The 13,216-nt window shown below is 67.6% G+C and carries 14 protein-coding genes; 8 read left to right on the plus strand and 6 right to left on the minus strand.

The genetic code is table 11. The annotated features are described in order from the left end of the window. Positions 1–34: 34 nt before the first annotated feature. Genes AC1DS0_RS14835 through AC1DS0_RS14845 form a run of 3 tightly spaced genes read right to left on the minus strand, consistent with a single transcriptional unit; the run spans position 35 to position 3,021 of the window. Complete coding sequence (locus AC1DS0_RS14835) at positions 35–1,540, minus strand: 2-hydroxymuconic semialdehyde dehydrogenase (RefSeq protein WP_476815067.1); 1,506 nt, start codon at positions 1,538–1,540, stop codon at positions 35–37. Positions 1,541–1,567: 27 nt separating this feature from the next. Next, on the minus strand, positions 1,568–2,308 hold the full coding sequence (locus AC1DS0_RS14840) for an SDR family NAD(P)-dependent oxidoreductase (RefSeq protein ID WP_476815068.1): 741 nt from the start codon (positions 2,306–2,308) through the stop codon (positions 1,568–1,570). Continuing rightward, positions 2,305–3,021, minus strand: a complete 717-nt coding sequence (locus AC1DS0_RS14845) for a GntR family transcriptional regulator (RefSeq protein WP_476815069.1) — start codon at positions 3,019–3,021, stop codon at positions 2,305–2,307. The genes AC1DS0_RS14840 and AC1DS0_RS14845 overlap by 4 nt, the downstream gene beginning before the upstream one ends. Before the next feature lie 255 nt (positions 3,022–3,276). Here AC1DS0_RS14845 and AC1DS0_RS14850 point away from each other — a divergent pair, with 255 nt between their 5' ends. From AC1DS0_RS14850 to AC1DS0_RS14885, 8 genes are read left to right on the plus strand one after another with little or no spacing between them, the layout of a single operon-like run. Then, a complete protein-coding gene (locus AC1DS0_RS14850; protein WP_476815070.1) occupies positions 3,277–4,479 on the plus strand; it encodes an ABC transporter substrate-binding protein in 1,203 nt (400 codons plus the stop codon). A gap of 21 nt (positions 4,480–4,500) precedes the next feature. Then, a complete protein-coding gene (locus AC1DS0_RS14855; protein ID WP_476815071.1) occupies positions 4,501–5,370 on the plus strand; it encodes a branched-chain amino acid ABC transporter permease in 870 nt (289 codons plus the stop codon). Then, positions 5,367–6,386: a branched-chain amino acid ABC transporter permease gene (locus AC1DS0_RS14860; RefSeq protein WP_476815072.1), complete on the plus strand. Its 1,020-nt coding sequence runs from the start codon at positions 5,367–5,369 to the stop codon at positions 6,384–6,386. Before AC1DS0_RS14855 ends, AC1DS0_RS14860 begins: the two co-directional genes overlap by 4 nt. Further along, entirely contained in the window at positions 6,383–7,153 is a 771-nt protein-coding gene (locus AC1DS0_RS14865) for an ABC transporter ATP-binding protein (protein ID WP_476815073.1), read from the plus strand. The genes AC1DS0_RS14860 and AC1DS0_RS14865 overlap by 4 nt, the downstream gene beginning before the upstream one ends. Beyond that, the gene (locus tag AC1DS0_RS14870) at positions 7,153–7,899 is read left to right on the plus strand and encodes an ABC transporter ATP-binding protein (RefSeq protein ID WP_476815074.1); all 747 of its coding nucleotides are present in this window, start codon (positions 7,153–7,155) and stop codon (positions 7,897–7,899) included. Before AC1DS0_RS14865 ends, AC1DS0_RS14870 begins: the two co-directional genes overlap by 1 nt. Further along, positions 7,896–8,753, plus strand: a complete 858-nt coding sequence (locus AC1DS0_RS14875) for a VOC family protein (RefSeq protein ID WP_476815075.1) — start codon at positions 7,896–7,898, stop codon at positions 8,751–8,753. The genes AC1DS0_RS14870 and AC1DS0_RS14875 overlap by 4 nt, the downstream gene beginning before the upstream one ends. 40 nt (positions 8,754–8,793) lie before the next feature. After that, positions 8,794–9,651 carry a VOC family protein gene (locus tag AC1DS0_RS14880; RefSeq protein ID WP_476815076.1) on the plus strand — a complete coding sequence of 286 codons (858 nt, stop codon included), beginning with the start codon at positions 8,794–8,796 and terminating at the stop codon, positions 9,649–9,651. Beyond that, positions 9,648–10,334 carry a class II aldolase/adducin family protein gene (locus tag AC1DS0_RS14885; RefSeq protein ID WP_476815077.1) on the plus strand — a complete coding sequence of 229 codons (687 nt, stop codon included), beginning with the start codon at positions 9,648–9,650 and terminating at the stop codon, positions 10,332–10,334. The genes AC1DS0_RS14880 and AC1DS0_RS14885 overlap by 4 nt, the downstream gene beginning before the upstream one ends. 260 nt (positions 10,335–10,594) lie before the next feature. Here the strand turns inward: AC1DS0_RS14885 and flgH are convergent, their stop codons facing one another. From flgH to flgG, 3 genes are read right to left on the minus strand one after another with little or no spacing between them, the layout of a single operon-like run. Continuing rightward, positions 10,595–11,335, minus strand: a complete 741-nt coding sequence (gene flgH / locus AC1DS0_RS14890; protein ID WP_476815078.1) for a flagellar basal body L-ring protein FlgH — start codon at positions 11,333–11,335, stop codon at positions 10,595–10,597. A gap of 30 nt (positions 11,336–11,365) precedes the next feature. Next, positions 11,366–12,397 carry a flagellar basal body P-ring formation chaperone FlgA gene (gene flgA / locus AC1DS0_RS14895; protein ID WP_476815079.1) on the minus strand — a complete coding sequence of 344 codons (1,032 nt, stop codon included), beginning with the start codon at positions 12,395–12,397 and terminating at the stop codon, positions 11,366–11,368. A 15-nt stretch (positions 12,398–12,412) separates the two neighbouring features. Continuing rightward, on the minus strand, positions 12,413–13,201 hold the full coding sequence (gene flgG, locus AC1DS0_RS14900) for a flagellar basal-body rod protein FlgG (RefSeq protein WP_152012811.1): 789 nt from the start codon (positions 13,199–13,201) through the stop codon (positions 12,413–12,415). Between the last annotated feature and the right edge of the window lie 15 nt (positions 13,202–13,216).

Raw genomic sequence — 13,216 nt, forward strand, 5'->3', positions numbered from 1 at the left:
ACCGCCGGATTTCAAAGGGGCAGGCGAAGAGGTCTCAGAGCTTGACGCAGACGTTGCGCAGCTCGGTGTAGAACTCCATCGAGTGCACGCCGCCCTCGCGGCCGATGCCTGATTGCTTCGAGCCGCCGAAGGGCGTGCGCAAATCGCGCAGGAACCAGGAGTTCACCCAGGTGATGCCGACCTCGACCTGAGCCGCGACGCGATGGGCGCGCGTCAGGTTCTGCGTCCAGATCGAGGTGGCGAGGCCATAGGGGCTGTCGTTCGCGAGCGCGATGACGGCGTCTTCCTCGTCGAAGGGCACGATGTTGCAGCAGGGCCCGAAGATCTCCTCGCGCATCACCGCCGAATCCTCGGAAAGACCGGTCCAGATCGTCGGCTCGACGAAGGAGCCGGCGGAATGTGGCGCCGGAAGCTCGGGCACGCCGCCGCCTGTGACGATCTGCGCACCCTCGGCCTTCGCCTTGGCGTAATAGGACAGCACCTTGTCGCGATGGACCTGGCTGATCAGCGGGCCGAGCGTAGTCGAGGCCTCGAACGGGTTGCCGGGCCTCAGCTTCTCGGCAGCCTGCTTCAGCCGCTGCGTGAACTGATCGAAGATAGGCCGCTCGACATAGACGCGCTCGGTGCCCAGGCAGACCTGGCCGCAATTGGCGAAGACGGCGCGAGTCACGCCCTCGATCGCCTTGTCCATGTCGCAATCGGCGAAGACCAGCGAGGCGTTCTTGCCGCCGAGCTCTAGCGAAACCGGACGGACGCCCCTGGACGCCGCCCGCATGATTGCCTCGCCTGTCCGGGTCTCGCCGGTGAAGGTGATGCCGTCGACATCAGGGTGGCTGGTCAGGTATTCGCCGGCGCTGTCCTCGCCGAAGCCGTGCACGACATTGTAGACGCCGGGTGGCACGCCGGCCTCGTTCATGATCTCGCCGAGCATGGTCGCCGTGGTCGGCGTCTCCTCGGAGGGCTTGACCACGACGGTGTTGCCGCAGGCCAGCGCCGGGGCGACCTTCCAGGTCATCAGCAGCAGCGGCAGGTTCCACGGGCAGACCACGGCGATGACGCCGCGCGGCCCGCGGATCGCATAGTTCAGCGCCCCTGCCCCGTCCGGCGTCGCCATGCGGAAGGTCTCGGTCGAGAGCGTCAGCGCCTGGTCGGCGAAGACGTTGAAGTTCGCGGCGCCGCGCGGAATGTCGATATGCGAGGCGAGGCTCTTCGGCTTGCCGGTGTCGAGCACCTCGGCCGCGAGGAAATCGTCGAAGCGGGCCATGATCCCGTCGGCGACCTTGCGCAGGATCGCTGAGCGCTGCTGCTCGCTCATCCTGCCCCACGGCCCCCTGAGGGCGCGCTTGGCCGCCTTGACCGCATCGTCGATGGCAGCCGAGTCGGCTTCCGGTACGAGGTTGATCAGCTCGCCCGTCGCCGGATGGCGGTTCTCGAAGCTGCTGCGGCCGGCCGGCACGAAGCGCCCGTCGATGAAATGCGACAGGCGGGCGGTCTCGGCGCTGGCGGCAGCGCCCTGGTAGCGCGGAACGGCGCTGTTCATCATCTCACTCCCGATCTGGTTATGTCGTCATGGGCGCATCATCGCGCCGCCATTCACGTCGAGGATGGCGCCGGAGACGAAGCTCGCCGCCGGTGAGCAGAGGAAGGCGATCGGCCAGGCGATCTCCTCCGGCCGGGCAGCCCGGCCGAGCGGATGCTTCGCCAGCGTCGCCGAGAGGTCGTGGACGCCGACCATCGCCGTGTCGGTGATCCCCGGTGCGACGCCGTTGACCAGCACGCCCTGCCCGCCAAAGCGCGCCGCGAGCCAGCGCACCAACGTGTGCAGACCGCCCTTGGAAGCCGCGTAATGCGGACCGACGCCCGGGAAGGAACCGCCGGTCGCGGCGACAATCGAGCCGACGAGGACGACCCGCCCTCCCCCACGCGCCGCCATGGCAGGCACGAGCTCGCGCGCGAGGCGCATCGGCGCCATCAGGTTGAGCGACAGCGTGGTCTCGGCGACCTCTTCCCAGCCATCCGCGTCCCAGTCGAGCGGGCGGTAGATGCCGGCGCCGAGGACGGCGGCATCGATCAGCCCGGCTTTTTCGGACAGGCGCCGCGGCGCCTCGTAGTCGAGCAGGTCGATGACGATCTCGCGGGCCGCGCTTGCCTTCTCGCCGAGCCCGGCGATGGTCGCGGCGCAGGAGACACGGTCGGTGAGGATGAGCTTGGCGCCGAGACCCGCCAGAACCTGCGCGGTAACCGCGCCAATGCCGCCGGCCGCGCCAGTGACCAGAATAGTCCGGCCGCTCAGATCAAAACCGCTCACGCCTTGCCTCCGAAAATCTGGTCGTCGCCCCGCGCCAGCGCGGCCATCGCCTTGCGCACCTCTTCGGCCGTGCGCGACAGGTGCAGTTCGGTCATCCGGCAGGCCCGCAGCGCATTGCGCTGCATGGTCGCGTCGTAGATGGCGCGGTGCTCGTCATGGACGTTGCGCCAGCCGCGCGAGACGTTGAGCGAGACGCGGCGATAGCGCTCGGACTGCTGGTAGAGCAGGTCGCGCAGCTTGATCAGCATCGGCGAGCCGGCGGCCGAGACGAGCGCGGCATGGAAGGCGCGGTTGCGCGCCTCCCAGATCTCGATCTGCCCCGGCGGCAGCGCCTCGCTGGTATGCGGTAGATGCTCCTCGACCGCAGCCAGCGCCTCGAACGCCGCCGTGACTTCGCGCTCCCACGCCGCATCGCCATTGCGGATCGCGGCGTTGAGCGCCTCGGTCTCGATCAGGGCACGGACGCGCGAGACGTCGTCGAGCTCGTCGAGCGAAAGCGGCGCCACCCAGAAGCCGCGCTGCCCTTCCGAGACCACGAGCAGGTCACCCATCAGGCGGGCGAGCGCCTCGCGCAGCGGCGACATGCCGACTTCATAGTCCTGCGCCAGGCCTTCGAGCTTCAGCTTGCTGCCGGCCGCTAGGCGGCCATTGACGATGTCGCCGCGCAATTGGCGGTAGGTCCGGTCGGCCAGAGTCTTGTCGGAAGAGGACATTCCGAAGCACGCAGCTCCTGTTGTCGATAGCCCTCTCTAGCATCAAATTTCGAAATTACAATCCTGACGGCACTGATCGTGGCCGACCAAAATCCCTTTAATTCCTATAATTCAAGGAATTCTCTATAAGAGGCCGCGTGAAGGCGAATTCTGTATGTCGAAAAAATATCGAAATAATATTGACAGGCCAAAGCCGTTCTGATCGGATGCCGGCCAATCGAGTGGCACAAAGATCGCCCCGTTGGAGGACGTCCCATGACCGAGCGCTTTCCGCTGTCCCGCCGCAGCTTCCTCGCGACTGCAGGCGCCACCGCCCTCTCCGGCGCGATCAGCGCGCCTGCTTTGGCGCAGAACGCCAGCAAGCCCCTGAAGATCGGCATGGTGACCTCGCTGTCGGGGCCGTTCACGGCGCTCGGCGAAAGCATGCGCGCCGGCATGCAGATGTTCCTGGCCGAGAATGGCGGCAAGCTCGCCGGCCGCGCTGTCGAGCTGATCGTCGAGGACGATCAGGCCAAGCCCGACGAGGGCGTGCGCAAGTTCCGCAAGCTCCTCGGGCAGGACAATGTCGACATCGTCTCCGGCGTGATCTCCTCGGCCGTGGCGCTCGCCGTCCGCGACGTGGTGACGGAAGCCAAGGCGCTGACCTTCATCTCGGCCGGCTCGGCCAACGATCTCGCCCGCAAGGCGGCGAGCCCCTTCGTCTTCCGCCCGACCAAGACCAACTGGATGCTCGGCCATACTGCCGGCCAGTGGGCTTTCGAAAAGCTCGGCAAGTCCGGCTGCCTGACCATCGCCGCCGACTACGCCGCGGGGCGCGAATCCGTCGGCGACTTCGTCGCGAGCTACCAGCAGCAGGGCGGCAAGGTCGGCAAGCAGCTCTGGGCCCCGCTCGGCACCACCGATTTCGGGCCGTTGCTGACGACGATTGCCGCCGAGAAGCCGGAGTTCATCTTCTCCTTCTTCGCCGGCTCCGACGCCGTCCGCTTCCTGCGCCAGATGCGAGAGTACCGCCTGCACGGCAAGGTCAAGCTGATCGGCAGCGGCGCGCTGTTCGACCAGGAGGACGTGGTCTCGGCCGTCAAGGACGCGGCGCTGGGCGGACTCAATACCTGCAACCAGTCGCCGACGGCGCCGAGCTCGGCTGCCTTCACCAAGGCCTATCAAGCGGCCCGCAACGCCATGCCCGGCGAGATGGGCACGGCCGGCTATGTCACCGGCCAGGTGATCAAGGCCGCAATCGAGCGCGTCCAGGGCGATCTCTCCAACAAGGAGAAGGTCAAGGAAGCGCTGCTCGCCAAGGAGGTCGAGACCGTGTTCGGGCCGATGCCGTTCGATCCCCGCAACAACCAGGCGATCCTCGACATCTACGTCAACGAGATCAAGGAAGGCGCCGGCGGCCCGGTCAACCAGGTGATCCACACCTACAAGGCCGTGCGCGATCCGGGCCCGGTGGCCTAAGGTCTACGAAGGAGCTTTTCCGTGGGCTTCTACGCCGTCCAGAGCCTGAACGCGCTGTCGTTCTCGATGCTCCTGCTGCTGACCGGGCTCGGCCTGTCGGTGGTGCTCAACCTGATGAATTTCGTCAACCTGACCCACGGCTCCTTCTTCCTGCTCGGCGCCTATGTCGGCGTCTACTGGCTGGCCTCAGGCGCGCCCTGGTGGCTCGCCTTCCCGGTCGCATTTCTGGCGGCCGGCCTTGCCGGCTTCCTGCTGGAGCGTTTCCCGTTCCGGCAGTTCTATGCCCGCACCCATCTGATGCAGGTGCTGCTGACCTATGGCCTCTCGGTGATCTTCGCCGACCTGATGCGCTGGGGTTTTGGCGCGCAGATCCTCTCGGCGGAAATCCCGGAGGCGCTGCGCGGCGTCGTCTTCATCATGGACATGCCGTTCCCGATCTACCGGCTCTTCATCATCGGCTTTGGCGCGGTGCTCGCCTTCGCGCTCTGGTTCGTGATCGACCGCACCATCTGGGGCGCGGTGGTCAGGGCCTGCGTCACCGATCGTGGCTTCGTCGAGACGCTCGGCCTCGACACCCGCCGGATCTTCACGGCTGTGCTGGTGATCTCGGCCGGTCTCGGCGGCATTTCCGGCGCGCTCGGCGCCGGCATCCTCTCGGCCTATCCCGGCCTCGACGAGGAGGTGCTGATCCTGGCGCTGATCGTCGTCGTCGCCGGCGGGCTCGGCACCTTCCGCGGCACGGTCCTGAGCGCGCTGCTGCTCGGCTTCGCCATGACCTTCTCCAAGGTCTGGGTGCCGGAATTCTCCAATGTCGTCGCCCTCGCCGTCATGGCTGCGCTCCTGGTCGCGCTGCCGGAAGGCCTGGTCGCCCGGAAGGTGAGGCAGGTATGAGCTCGATCGCCGAGGGGACCGGCCGCGTGAAGGCGTCCCCCGCCAGTGAGCGGCGCAGCCTGCCGATAACCGCGAAGCTCGCGCTGCTCGCCCTCGCGGCGGCCATCCCCCTGCTGTTCGCGGGCGACTATCAGCTGCGCTTCCTCGCCGAGATCCTGATCATCGGAACCGCCGTGCTCAGCCTCGATTTGCTGGTCGGCTTCGGCGGGCTGGTTTCGCTCGGCCATGCCGTCTTCTTCGGCGGCGCGGCCTATGCCGCCGCGATCGCCGCGCAGACGCTCGGCGCCGACATCGCCGTGATGCTCGCGGTCGGCATCGCCACCGGCATGGCGTCGGCGCTGCTGATGGGCGTCGTGGTGATGCGCACCATCGCGCTGTTCTTCCTGATCCTCAGCCTGATCGTCGGCCAGATCGTCTGGGAAGTGGTGTTCCACTGGCGCGAGGTCACCGGCGGCGCCGACGGTCTGCGCGGCTTCCCGGTGTTGACGCTGCATACCGGCTTCGCCACGATCCCGCTCAACAACGGCGTCGCGCTCTATCTAGCCGCGCTCATGCTGGCGCTCGCCGCCTATCTCGCCGCCCGCTCCTTCGTCGATGCGCCGATCGGCCGGGCCCTGCTCGGCACCCGCGAGCGCCAGCTCAGGATGAGCGCGCTCGGTTATTCGATCCCGCGCATCCGCCTGATGGCGCTGCTCGCCTCCGGCGCCATCGCTGGCGCGGCCGGGGCGCTCTATCCCTTCGTCAACCAGTATGTCGGCCCCAACGCCGTGCATTGGACGATGTCGGCGATGATGATCATCATGCTGGTGATCGGCGGCGTCGGCTCGCTCTATGGCGCCTTCATCGGCTCGGCGATCTATCTGGGCATCCAGACCTATGTCTCGTCCTATACCGATCGCTGGCAGCTGGTCGTCGGCCTCGTCTTCGTGCTGACCGTGATGATCATGCCGAAGGGCGTCGTCGCCGGGCTGAAGGCCGCCTTCGGGCGGCGCAAGGATGCGGAGGGCCGCTCATGAGCGCGAACGCCGTCCCTGCCCTCGCGATCGAGGGCGTCGCCAAGTCGTTCGGCGGGCTGAAGGTTCTGAGCGACGTCTCGGTCACGCTCGGCCAGGGGGAATGCCTCGGCCTGATCGGCCCGAACGGCGCCGGCAAGACGACCCTGTTCAACATCGTCACCGGCTTCCTCATCCCTGATCAGGGCCGCGTCGCCTTCGCCGGCGAGGACATCACCAGGGCAAAGCCTGATGTGCGCGTCCGCGCTGGGCTGGTGCGCACCTTCCAGAAGAGCATGGCCTTCCCGGAACTCAGCGTCCGCGAGAATCTTGCTCTGGCAGCACGCTCGCGGGCTGGCGAAGGCTATGGCTGGTTCGCCAGCCGCAAGGCAGTCACGGCAGCGGACGAAGCCGCCGATGAATTGCTGACACGCGCCCAATTGCGCGATCGGGCCGAACTGCCGGTCGCAGGCCTGTCCTATGGCGAGCAGCGCATCGTCGACGTGCTGGTCTCCCTGGCGATGCGCCCGCGCGTGCTCCTGCTCGACGAGCCGACCGCCGGCCTCTCGCGGGCGGAAGGCGAGCACCTGATCGAGGTCGTGCGCACGCTTGGCGAGGACCTCTCGACCATCCTGATCGCGCATGACCTCGATATCGTCTTCGGCGTCTGCGACCGCGTCGCCGTGCTCGATCTCGGCCGATTAATCGCCTGCGACACGCCCGACGCGATCAAGGCGCATGAGGGCGCGCAGGCCGCCTATCTCGGCGCTTCGCTCGGGGAGGCCGCGTGATGTCTGTTCGGCTGCAGCAACAAACGTCCGCCGCCACCTATCTCGAGGTCGCCGGGCTCGATGCCGGCTATGACGGCGTACGCGTCCTGCACGGTGTCGACTTCTCGCTGGCGCAGGGCGAGGCCGTGGCCCTGCTTGGCCGCAACGGCGCCGGCAAGAGCACGCTCTGCTCGGCCCTGTTCGGGCTGGAGCCGCAGGTCACCGGCCGCATCGCGATCAAGGGCCAGGAGGTCGCCGGCTGGCCAGGGCATCGCATCGCCCGGCTCGGCGTCGCGCTCGTGCCGCAAGGGCGCGGCGTCTACGCCAACCTCACCGTCGACGAGAACCTGACCATGGCGGCGCTCTGGTCGCTCAAGCAGCCGAACCGGCGCTGGGTCAAGGAGCGCATCTACGAGGACTTCCCGCGCCTTGCCGAGCGCCGCTCCTTCTCCAGCGGCGCGCTCAGCGGCGGCGAGCGGCAATTGCTGGCGATCGCGCGCGCTCTGCTGACCCAGGCCGACCTGATCGTGCTCGACGAGCCGAGCGAGGGCCTCTCGCCTCGCGCCATCGAAGAGGTCATCATCGGCACAGTCGGGCGTCTGCGCGGCGAAGGCTATACCTTGCTGATCGCCGAGCAGAACCTCGCCATGGCGCTGAACCTCGCCGAACGGGCGCTGGTCCTCGACCATGGCCGCGTCGTCTTCGACGGGCCGTCCGACAGCTTGATGGCCGACAAGGACCTTCAGAAAGAGCATCTCGGGCTATGAGCGACGCGATCACCATCGAGCAATTGCGCTATGTCCGGCTCGGCACCGCCGACCTGAAGGGCGCTGCCGATTTCGCCTCCCGCATCCTCGGCCTCCAGCTCGTCGACCGCACCGACACGGCCGCTTATTTCCGCTCCGACTATCGCGACCACACGCTGGTCTATGTCGACGGCCTCGATGCCGGCCAGGCGATCGGCTTCGAGGTGCGCGATCCCGATGCGCTGGCCCATGCCGAGACGGTGCTGCAGGGCGCCGGGTTCACGGTTGCGCGCGGCGATGCCGAGGCCTGTGCGGCCCGCAAGGTCCGGCAGTTCGTCTCGTTCGGGATGGCCGGCGGCTACGACATCGAGCTGGTCGTCAGGCCACTGGAATCCGGCTGGCGCTATCACGGCCCGCGCGATGCCGGCATCACCGGGCTGGAGGCTATCGCGCTGCGCGGTGCGCCCGACGCTTCCGACCAGCAGGTCTGGACCAAGCTGCTCGGCGGCAAGGTCAGCGACTGGGTCGGCGAGGCCGCCTATATCCGCTTCGACGAGGCGCATCACCGCATCGCCGTGCACCCCTCGCAGGAGAAGGGCATTCTCGCCATCGAGTTCGGCGTCGAGGACGTCGACCTCGTCATGCAGAACGCCTACCATCTGCGCGGTGCCCAGGCCCGTATCGTCGATGGCCCTGGCCGGCGCACCGCCTCGCAGCAGCTCTTCCTGAGCGTCGCCGGTCCCGACGGCGTCAACTTCTCCTATGTCGCCGAGGGCGAGCGGCTCGCCTCCCCTCGCCGCGCACGGCAGTTCCCGCGCAAGCGCGAATCCTTCTGCGCCTGGGGCAGCGACACTCAACTTCCAGAATACCAGTGAAGCGTCTTCGCCGGCGCCGCGCCGGCAGGAGGGAGCGACCATGATCAAGCTAGCCGATGTCTCCTATGTCCGGCTCGGGACCCGTGATCTCGAGGGCGCGACCCATTTCGCCACCGAATATCTCGGCCTCGACGTCGCCGAGCGCGCCAAAGGCTCGGTCTATTTCAAGTCGGACGAGCGTGAGCACACCCTCTGCTATTTCGAGGGCGATCCGGGCGACCAGGTCGTGTGCTTCGAGGTCGAGGAACAGTCCCATCTCGATGAGGCCGCAGCGCAGCTCGAAGCGCTCGGCCACCCGGTCCGGCGCGGCACTGCCTCCGAGGCGGCGCTACGCAAGGTCCACGATTTCATCGCCTTCCGCGATCCGACGGGCAATCCCATCGAGCTCGCTTGGCGGCCGGGCTATAGCGGGCGGCGCTATCACGGCGCACGCGATGCCGGCATCACCGGTTTCAGCCATGTCGGGATCTGCTCCAGCGATCTTGCCCGCGACGAGGCCTTCTGGACCAAGGTCACCAATGCGCAGGTCAGCGACCGGATCGGCGATGCGCCGTTGCTGCGCATCGACGAGGTCCACCACACCATCGCGCTGTTCCCCTCGCCCAAGCCGGGCATCCAGCACATCAACCATCAGGTCGAGACCGGCGACGACATCATGCGCTCGCACCAGTTCCTGAAGGACCGGCAGGTGCGCATGGTCTTCGGCCCCGGCCGGCACCCGACCTCCTCGGCCAAGTTCCTCTATTTCGAGGGGCCAGACGGCATGGTCTTCGAATATTCGAGCGGCGTGCGCGAGATCGCCGACGAGCTGCTCTGGCGCGAACGGCAGTACATGTTCGAGCCGAAGGGCTTCTGCAAATGGGGCGCCAAGCCCAACATCGCCGAATTCAACAAGTGAGCCCGTCATCGCCGCGGCCTAGCGTCGCTCAGGAAGATCTGGTCCGGCAGGCCGGGCGCGCGCTGGCGCGCCATGGTCTCGTCCATGCCTATGGCCATTGCAGCATGCGTCTCGACGAGGGCCATTTCCTGGTCTCGCCGGCCAAGCCGCTCGGATTGGTCGGGGACAAGGATGTCTGCAGCGTCGTCCCGCTCGACGGGCCACTACCGGACGGCGTGCTCGGCGAAGTCCGCATCCATCGCGAGATCTATCGCAGGCGGCCGGAGGTTGGCGGCGTCGTGCGCTCGATGCCGCAGCGGGTGATGACGCTCGGCACGGCGCGGATCACGCCAAAACCACGGCACGGTTTCGGCAGCTATTTCGCCCCGCAGCCGCCGCTCTGGGACGATCCGCAATTGCTGCGCAACGACGAGCAAGCCGCCGCCCTCGCGGAGCAGCTGGGCGCGGCCCGCGCCATCGTCATGCGCGGCAACGGCGCGGTCACCGCCGGCGCGAGCCTGGAAGAGGCCGTGGTGCTGACCTGGTATCTCGAGGACGCGGCGCGCATCGAGTTCGAGGTGCGAGCGGCAGGGATCGCCGAGGCCGGAGTCGTCCTTGGCGAGGCGGAGGTCGTCCAGCGCGCGACCTGGTCCGGCGCCATCCTCGACCGGATGTGGGCCTATCTGACGACGCCGCAGCGCTGAGCACCGGCAGCACCCATCCCAATCTTGGAAAGCAAAGCCCCGCGCGGGAGGGCGCGGGGCTTCTGGCCGCCAGCCTTGTATAGCTTGGGGAGCGTGGCGGGCGGCCGGGAGGAAAGGCGGCTCGGGAGAGACCGCCGGCCCGGCGCGAAGGCTTGGAACGTGGGGAGCGTTGCCGTCGCGCCGGAAGCTTGGGGATCGGGATTTATCTTTCAGGCATGTCCTGTCTCGGAAAACCGGTTTCCACTTTTCCGGGACATGCCTCAGAACGGCAACAGGATATCCATCACCTGCTGGCCGTAGCGCGGCTGCTGCACATCGGTGATCTGGCCGCGGCCGCCATAGGCGATGCGGGCTTGGGCGATCTTGGCCGAGTCGATCGTGTTGTCGGATTCGATGTCCTCCGGACGGATCACGCCGGCGACGATCAGTTCGCGCACCTCGAAATTGACCCTGATCTCCTGCTTGCCCTCGATGACGAGATTGCCGTTCGGCAGCGTCTGGGTGACGACGGCGGCGACATTGGTGGCGAGCTGTTCAGCCCGGCGCACCGAGCCGGTGCCCTCGCTCGACGAATCCGAGTCGAACTTCAGCAGGGAGCCCGGCTTGGCGTTCTTCGCCCATTTGGTCTCGGCACCAAAGGCATTCTCGGCGCCGAAATCCTCGCCGTTCTTGCGGCTGCGCTTGGTGGTGTTGTCGAGCTGGGCCCGATCGGTGACCTTGACCTTGACGGTGACGAGGTCGCCGACGAGCCGGGCACGCTGGTCCTTGAAAAAGGCGCGCGAGCCGGTGCGCCAGAGCGAGTTCGGCGCGTAGGAGGCATGCTCCACCGCCGGCATTGGCATCTGCACCGGCTTGTAGCCCTGCGCTGCGGTCGGGTCCTCGATCGCCGACAGCGCCGGCGCCTGGCCGACATTGGCGAGCCGGTCGACGGTGCCGCAGGCGCCCAGCATCAGGCTGAGGCCAAGCGCGGCAGGGAGGGCAAGAGGGCTGGTCGAGGTCATGGCTACGGTCCGCAACTTGAGCAATGGGAGTCAGCGAGCGGCAGCGATCTGGCCGCCGCCATGCGGGCTGACATTGACGCGCCCGGGACCGGTGACGGTTCCCTGCAGCACGCGCTTCGACTGGATGTTGGTGACCGCGATGCTGTCGCCGACCGCGCCGGCTTCGCTGGCGCGGCCGCGCATGCTGATCGCAATGCCGCGTGCCTCGTAGAGGATGGTGACGATGTCGCCGCGCCCGACGACCTCCTCGCGCTGGACGTCGCCGCTGCGCAGCACCGAGCCGGCCATCAGGGTCCGCTTGGCGACCTTGCCGATCGCCGCCTTCATTTCGCCGAGCACGTCGTTGAACTGCGCATCGCGCGGCCGGCGCTCGACCGTAACGTCGCTGGACTTGAGGGTCTCGCCGCGGGCGATGGTACGCAGCGGCACCACCACCTCGGCGGTCTCCACCAGCTGGCCGGAGACGCGCACCGGCTTCAGCCTGGTCGCGGCGCTTCCCGGCATGGTCAGCCGACCGGTGACGCGGCGCGTGCGCGCATCGTAGTTCAGGTCGAGCGCCGCAAGGTCTCCGGTCAATTCCGGTTCGACCACGACGGAAGGCGCGCCCCCGTCGAGCAGCAGCGCGAAGGCGCGCCCATCGAAGCCGAAACGCTCGAGCAGGGCCGATTTCACCGCGGCTTCGACATCGAGCCCGGTGATCCGGCGCGCCGCCCGGCTCACCACCACCTGGGCGACGCCCTGGCTGTCAAGATCCTGGGCATCGCGCAGGATGCCGTGCTTCACCGCCGCGTCGACGATGCGGGCGACCTGGATGGTGCCGGTGTCGCCGAGCGCAGGTGCCCGGAAGGCCGGCAACGCCGCATCCTGCGGCGACAGTCCGGCGATCAGGTCGCCGAAGCCGACGATATCGCGCGACAGCGTGAGATCGGCCTTCAGCTTGAGCTTGGCGGCTGCAGCGGGCGCCGCCGAGGGTGCACGCTCCTCGGCCGGAGCCGGAGCCTGGGCAAGCGCCATGGCGGGAAACGCCGTCAGGGTCGCGAAGATGAAAGCGGAGCGGATCATCTGGCTCATCCTCCGTCAGCGCATGATTTGGGTGGTGGACTGCATCATCTGGTCGGCGGCCGAGATCACCTTCGAGTTCATCTCGTAGGCGCGCTGGGCCGCGATCAGCGAGGAGAGCTCGGTGACCGCCTGGACGTTGCCTTCTTCCAGGTAGTTCTGCTGCAGCGTGCCGAAGCCTTCCTCGCCGCCGAGCCCGTCGATCGCCGGGCCGGAGCCGGCCGTCTCGACGAACAGGTTGTCGCCGATCGATTCGAGGCCGACCTTGTTGATGAAACGCGAGAGCTGGATCTGGCCGAGCTGCTGCGGCGCGGTCTGGCCGGGCAGGTTCACCTCGACCGTGCCCTGCGCATTGATCGAGACGCTGGTCGCGTTGTTCGGGACGGTGATGCCCGGCTGGACGAGGTAGCCGTCGCGGGTGACCAGCCGGCCCTGGCTGTCGAGATCGAACGAACCGTCGCGCGAATAGGCGGTGCGCCCGTCCGGCATCTGGATGCGGAAGAAGCCCTCGCCGCGGATGGCGACGTCGTATTCCTTCTCCGTCGGGGACAGGTTGCCCTGGCTCATCACCCGCCCGGTCGAGGCGGTCTTGACGCCGGAGCCGACGAAGGTGCCGGCCGGAACTTGCGTGTTCTGGTCCGAGGTCTGCGTGCCGGCGCGGCGGAAGTGCTCGTAGAGCAGGTCCTGGAAATGGATGCGCTGGCGCTTGTAGCCGGTGGTGCGGACGTTCGCGATGTTGTTGGAGATGACCTGGACGTTGAGTTCCTGGGCCATCATGCCGGTGGCGGCGGTGTAGAGTGCGCGCATGGATCTGGCTCCTTC

Source organism: Allobosea sp. P4_H5, assembly GCF_056400825.1.

Coding starts and splice junctions, on each gene's coding strand:
- AC1DS0_RS14875 (WP_476815075.1), top strand. CDS start 7,896: ATGAGCGACGCGATCACCATCGAGCAATTGCGCTATGTCCGGCTCGGC.
- flgA (WP_476815079.1), bottom strand. CDS start 12,397: ATGATCCGCTCCGCTTTCATCTTCGCGACCCTGACGGCGTTTCCCGCC.
- AC1DS0_RS14870 (WP_476815074.1), top strand. CDS start 7,153: ATGTCTGTTCGGCTGCAGCAACAAACGTCCGCCGCCACCTATCTCGAG.
- AC1DS0_RS14860 (WP_476815072.1), top strand. CDS start 5,367: ATGAGCTCGATCGCCGAGGGGACCGGCCGCGTGAAGGCGTCCCCCGCC.
- flgH (WP_476815078.1), bottom strand. CDS start 11,335: ATGACCTCGACCAGCCCTCTTGCCCTCCCTGCCGCGCTTGGCCTCAGC.
- flgG (WP_152012811.1), bottom strand. CDS start 13,201: ATGCGCGCACTCTACACCGCCGCCACCGGCATGATGGCCCAGGAACTC.
- AC1DS0_RS14850 (WP_476815070.1), top strand. CDS start 3,277: ATGACCGAGCGCTTTCCGCTGTCCCGCCGCAGCTTCCTCGCGACTGCA.
- AC1DS0_RS14865 (WP_476815073.1), top strand. CDS start 6,383: ATGAGCGCGAACGCCGTCCCTGCCCTCGCGATCGAGGGCGTCGCCAAG.
- AC1DS0_RS14835 (WP_476815067.1), bottom strand. CDS start 1,540: ATGAACAGCGCCGTTCCGCGCTACCAGGGCGCTGCCGCCAGCGCCGAG.
- AC1DS0_RS14880 (WP_476815076.1), top strand. CDS start 8,794: ATGATCAAGCTAGCCGATGTCTCCTATGTCCGGCTCGGGACCCGTGAT.
- AC1DS0_RS14845 (WP_476815069.1), bottom strand. CDS start 3,021: ATGTCCTCTTCCGACAAGACTCTGGCCGACCGGACCTACCGCCAATTG.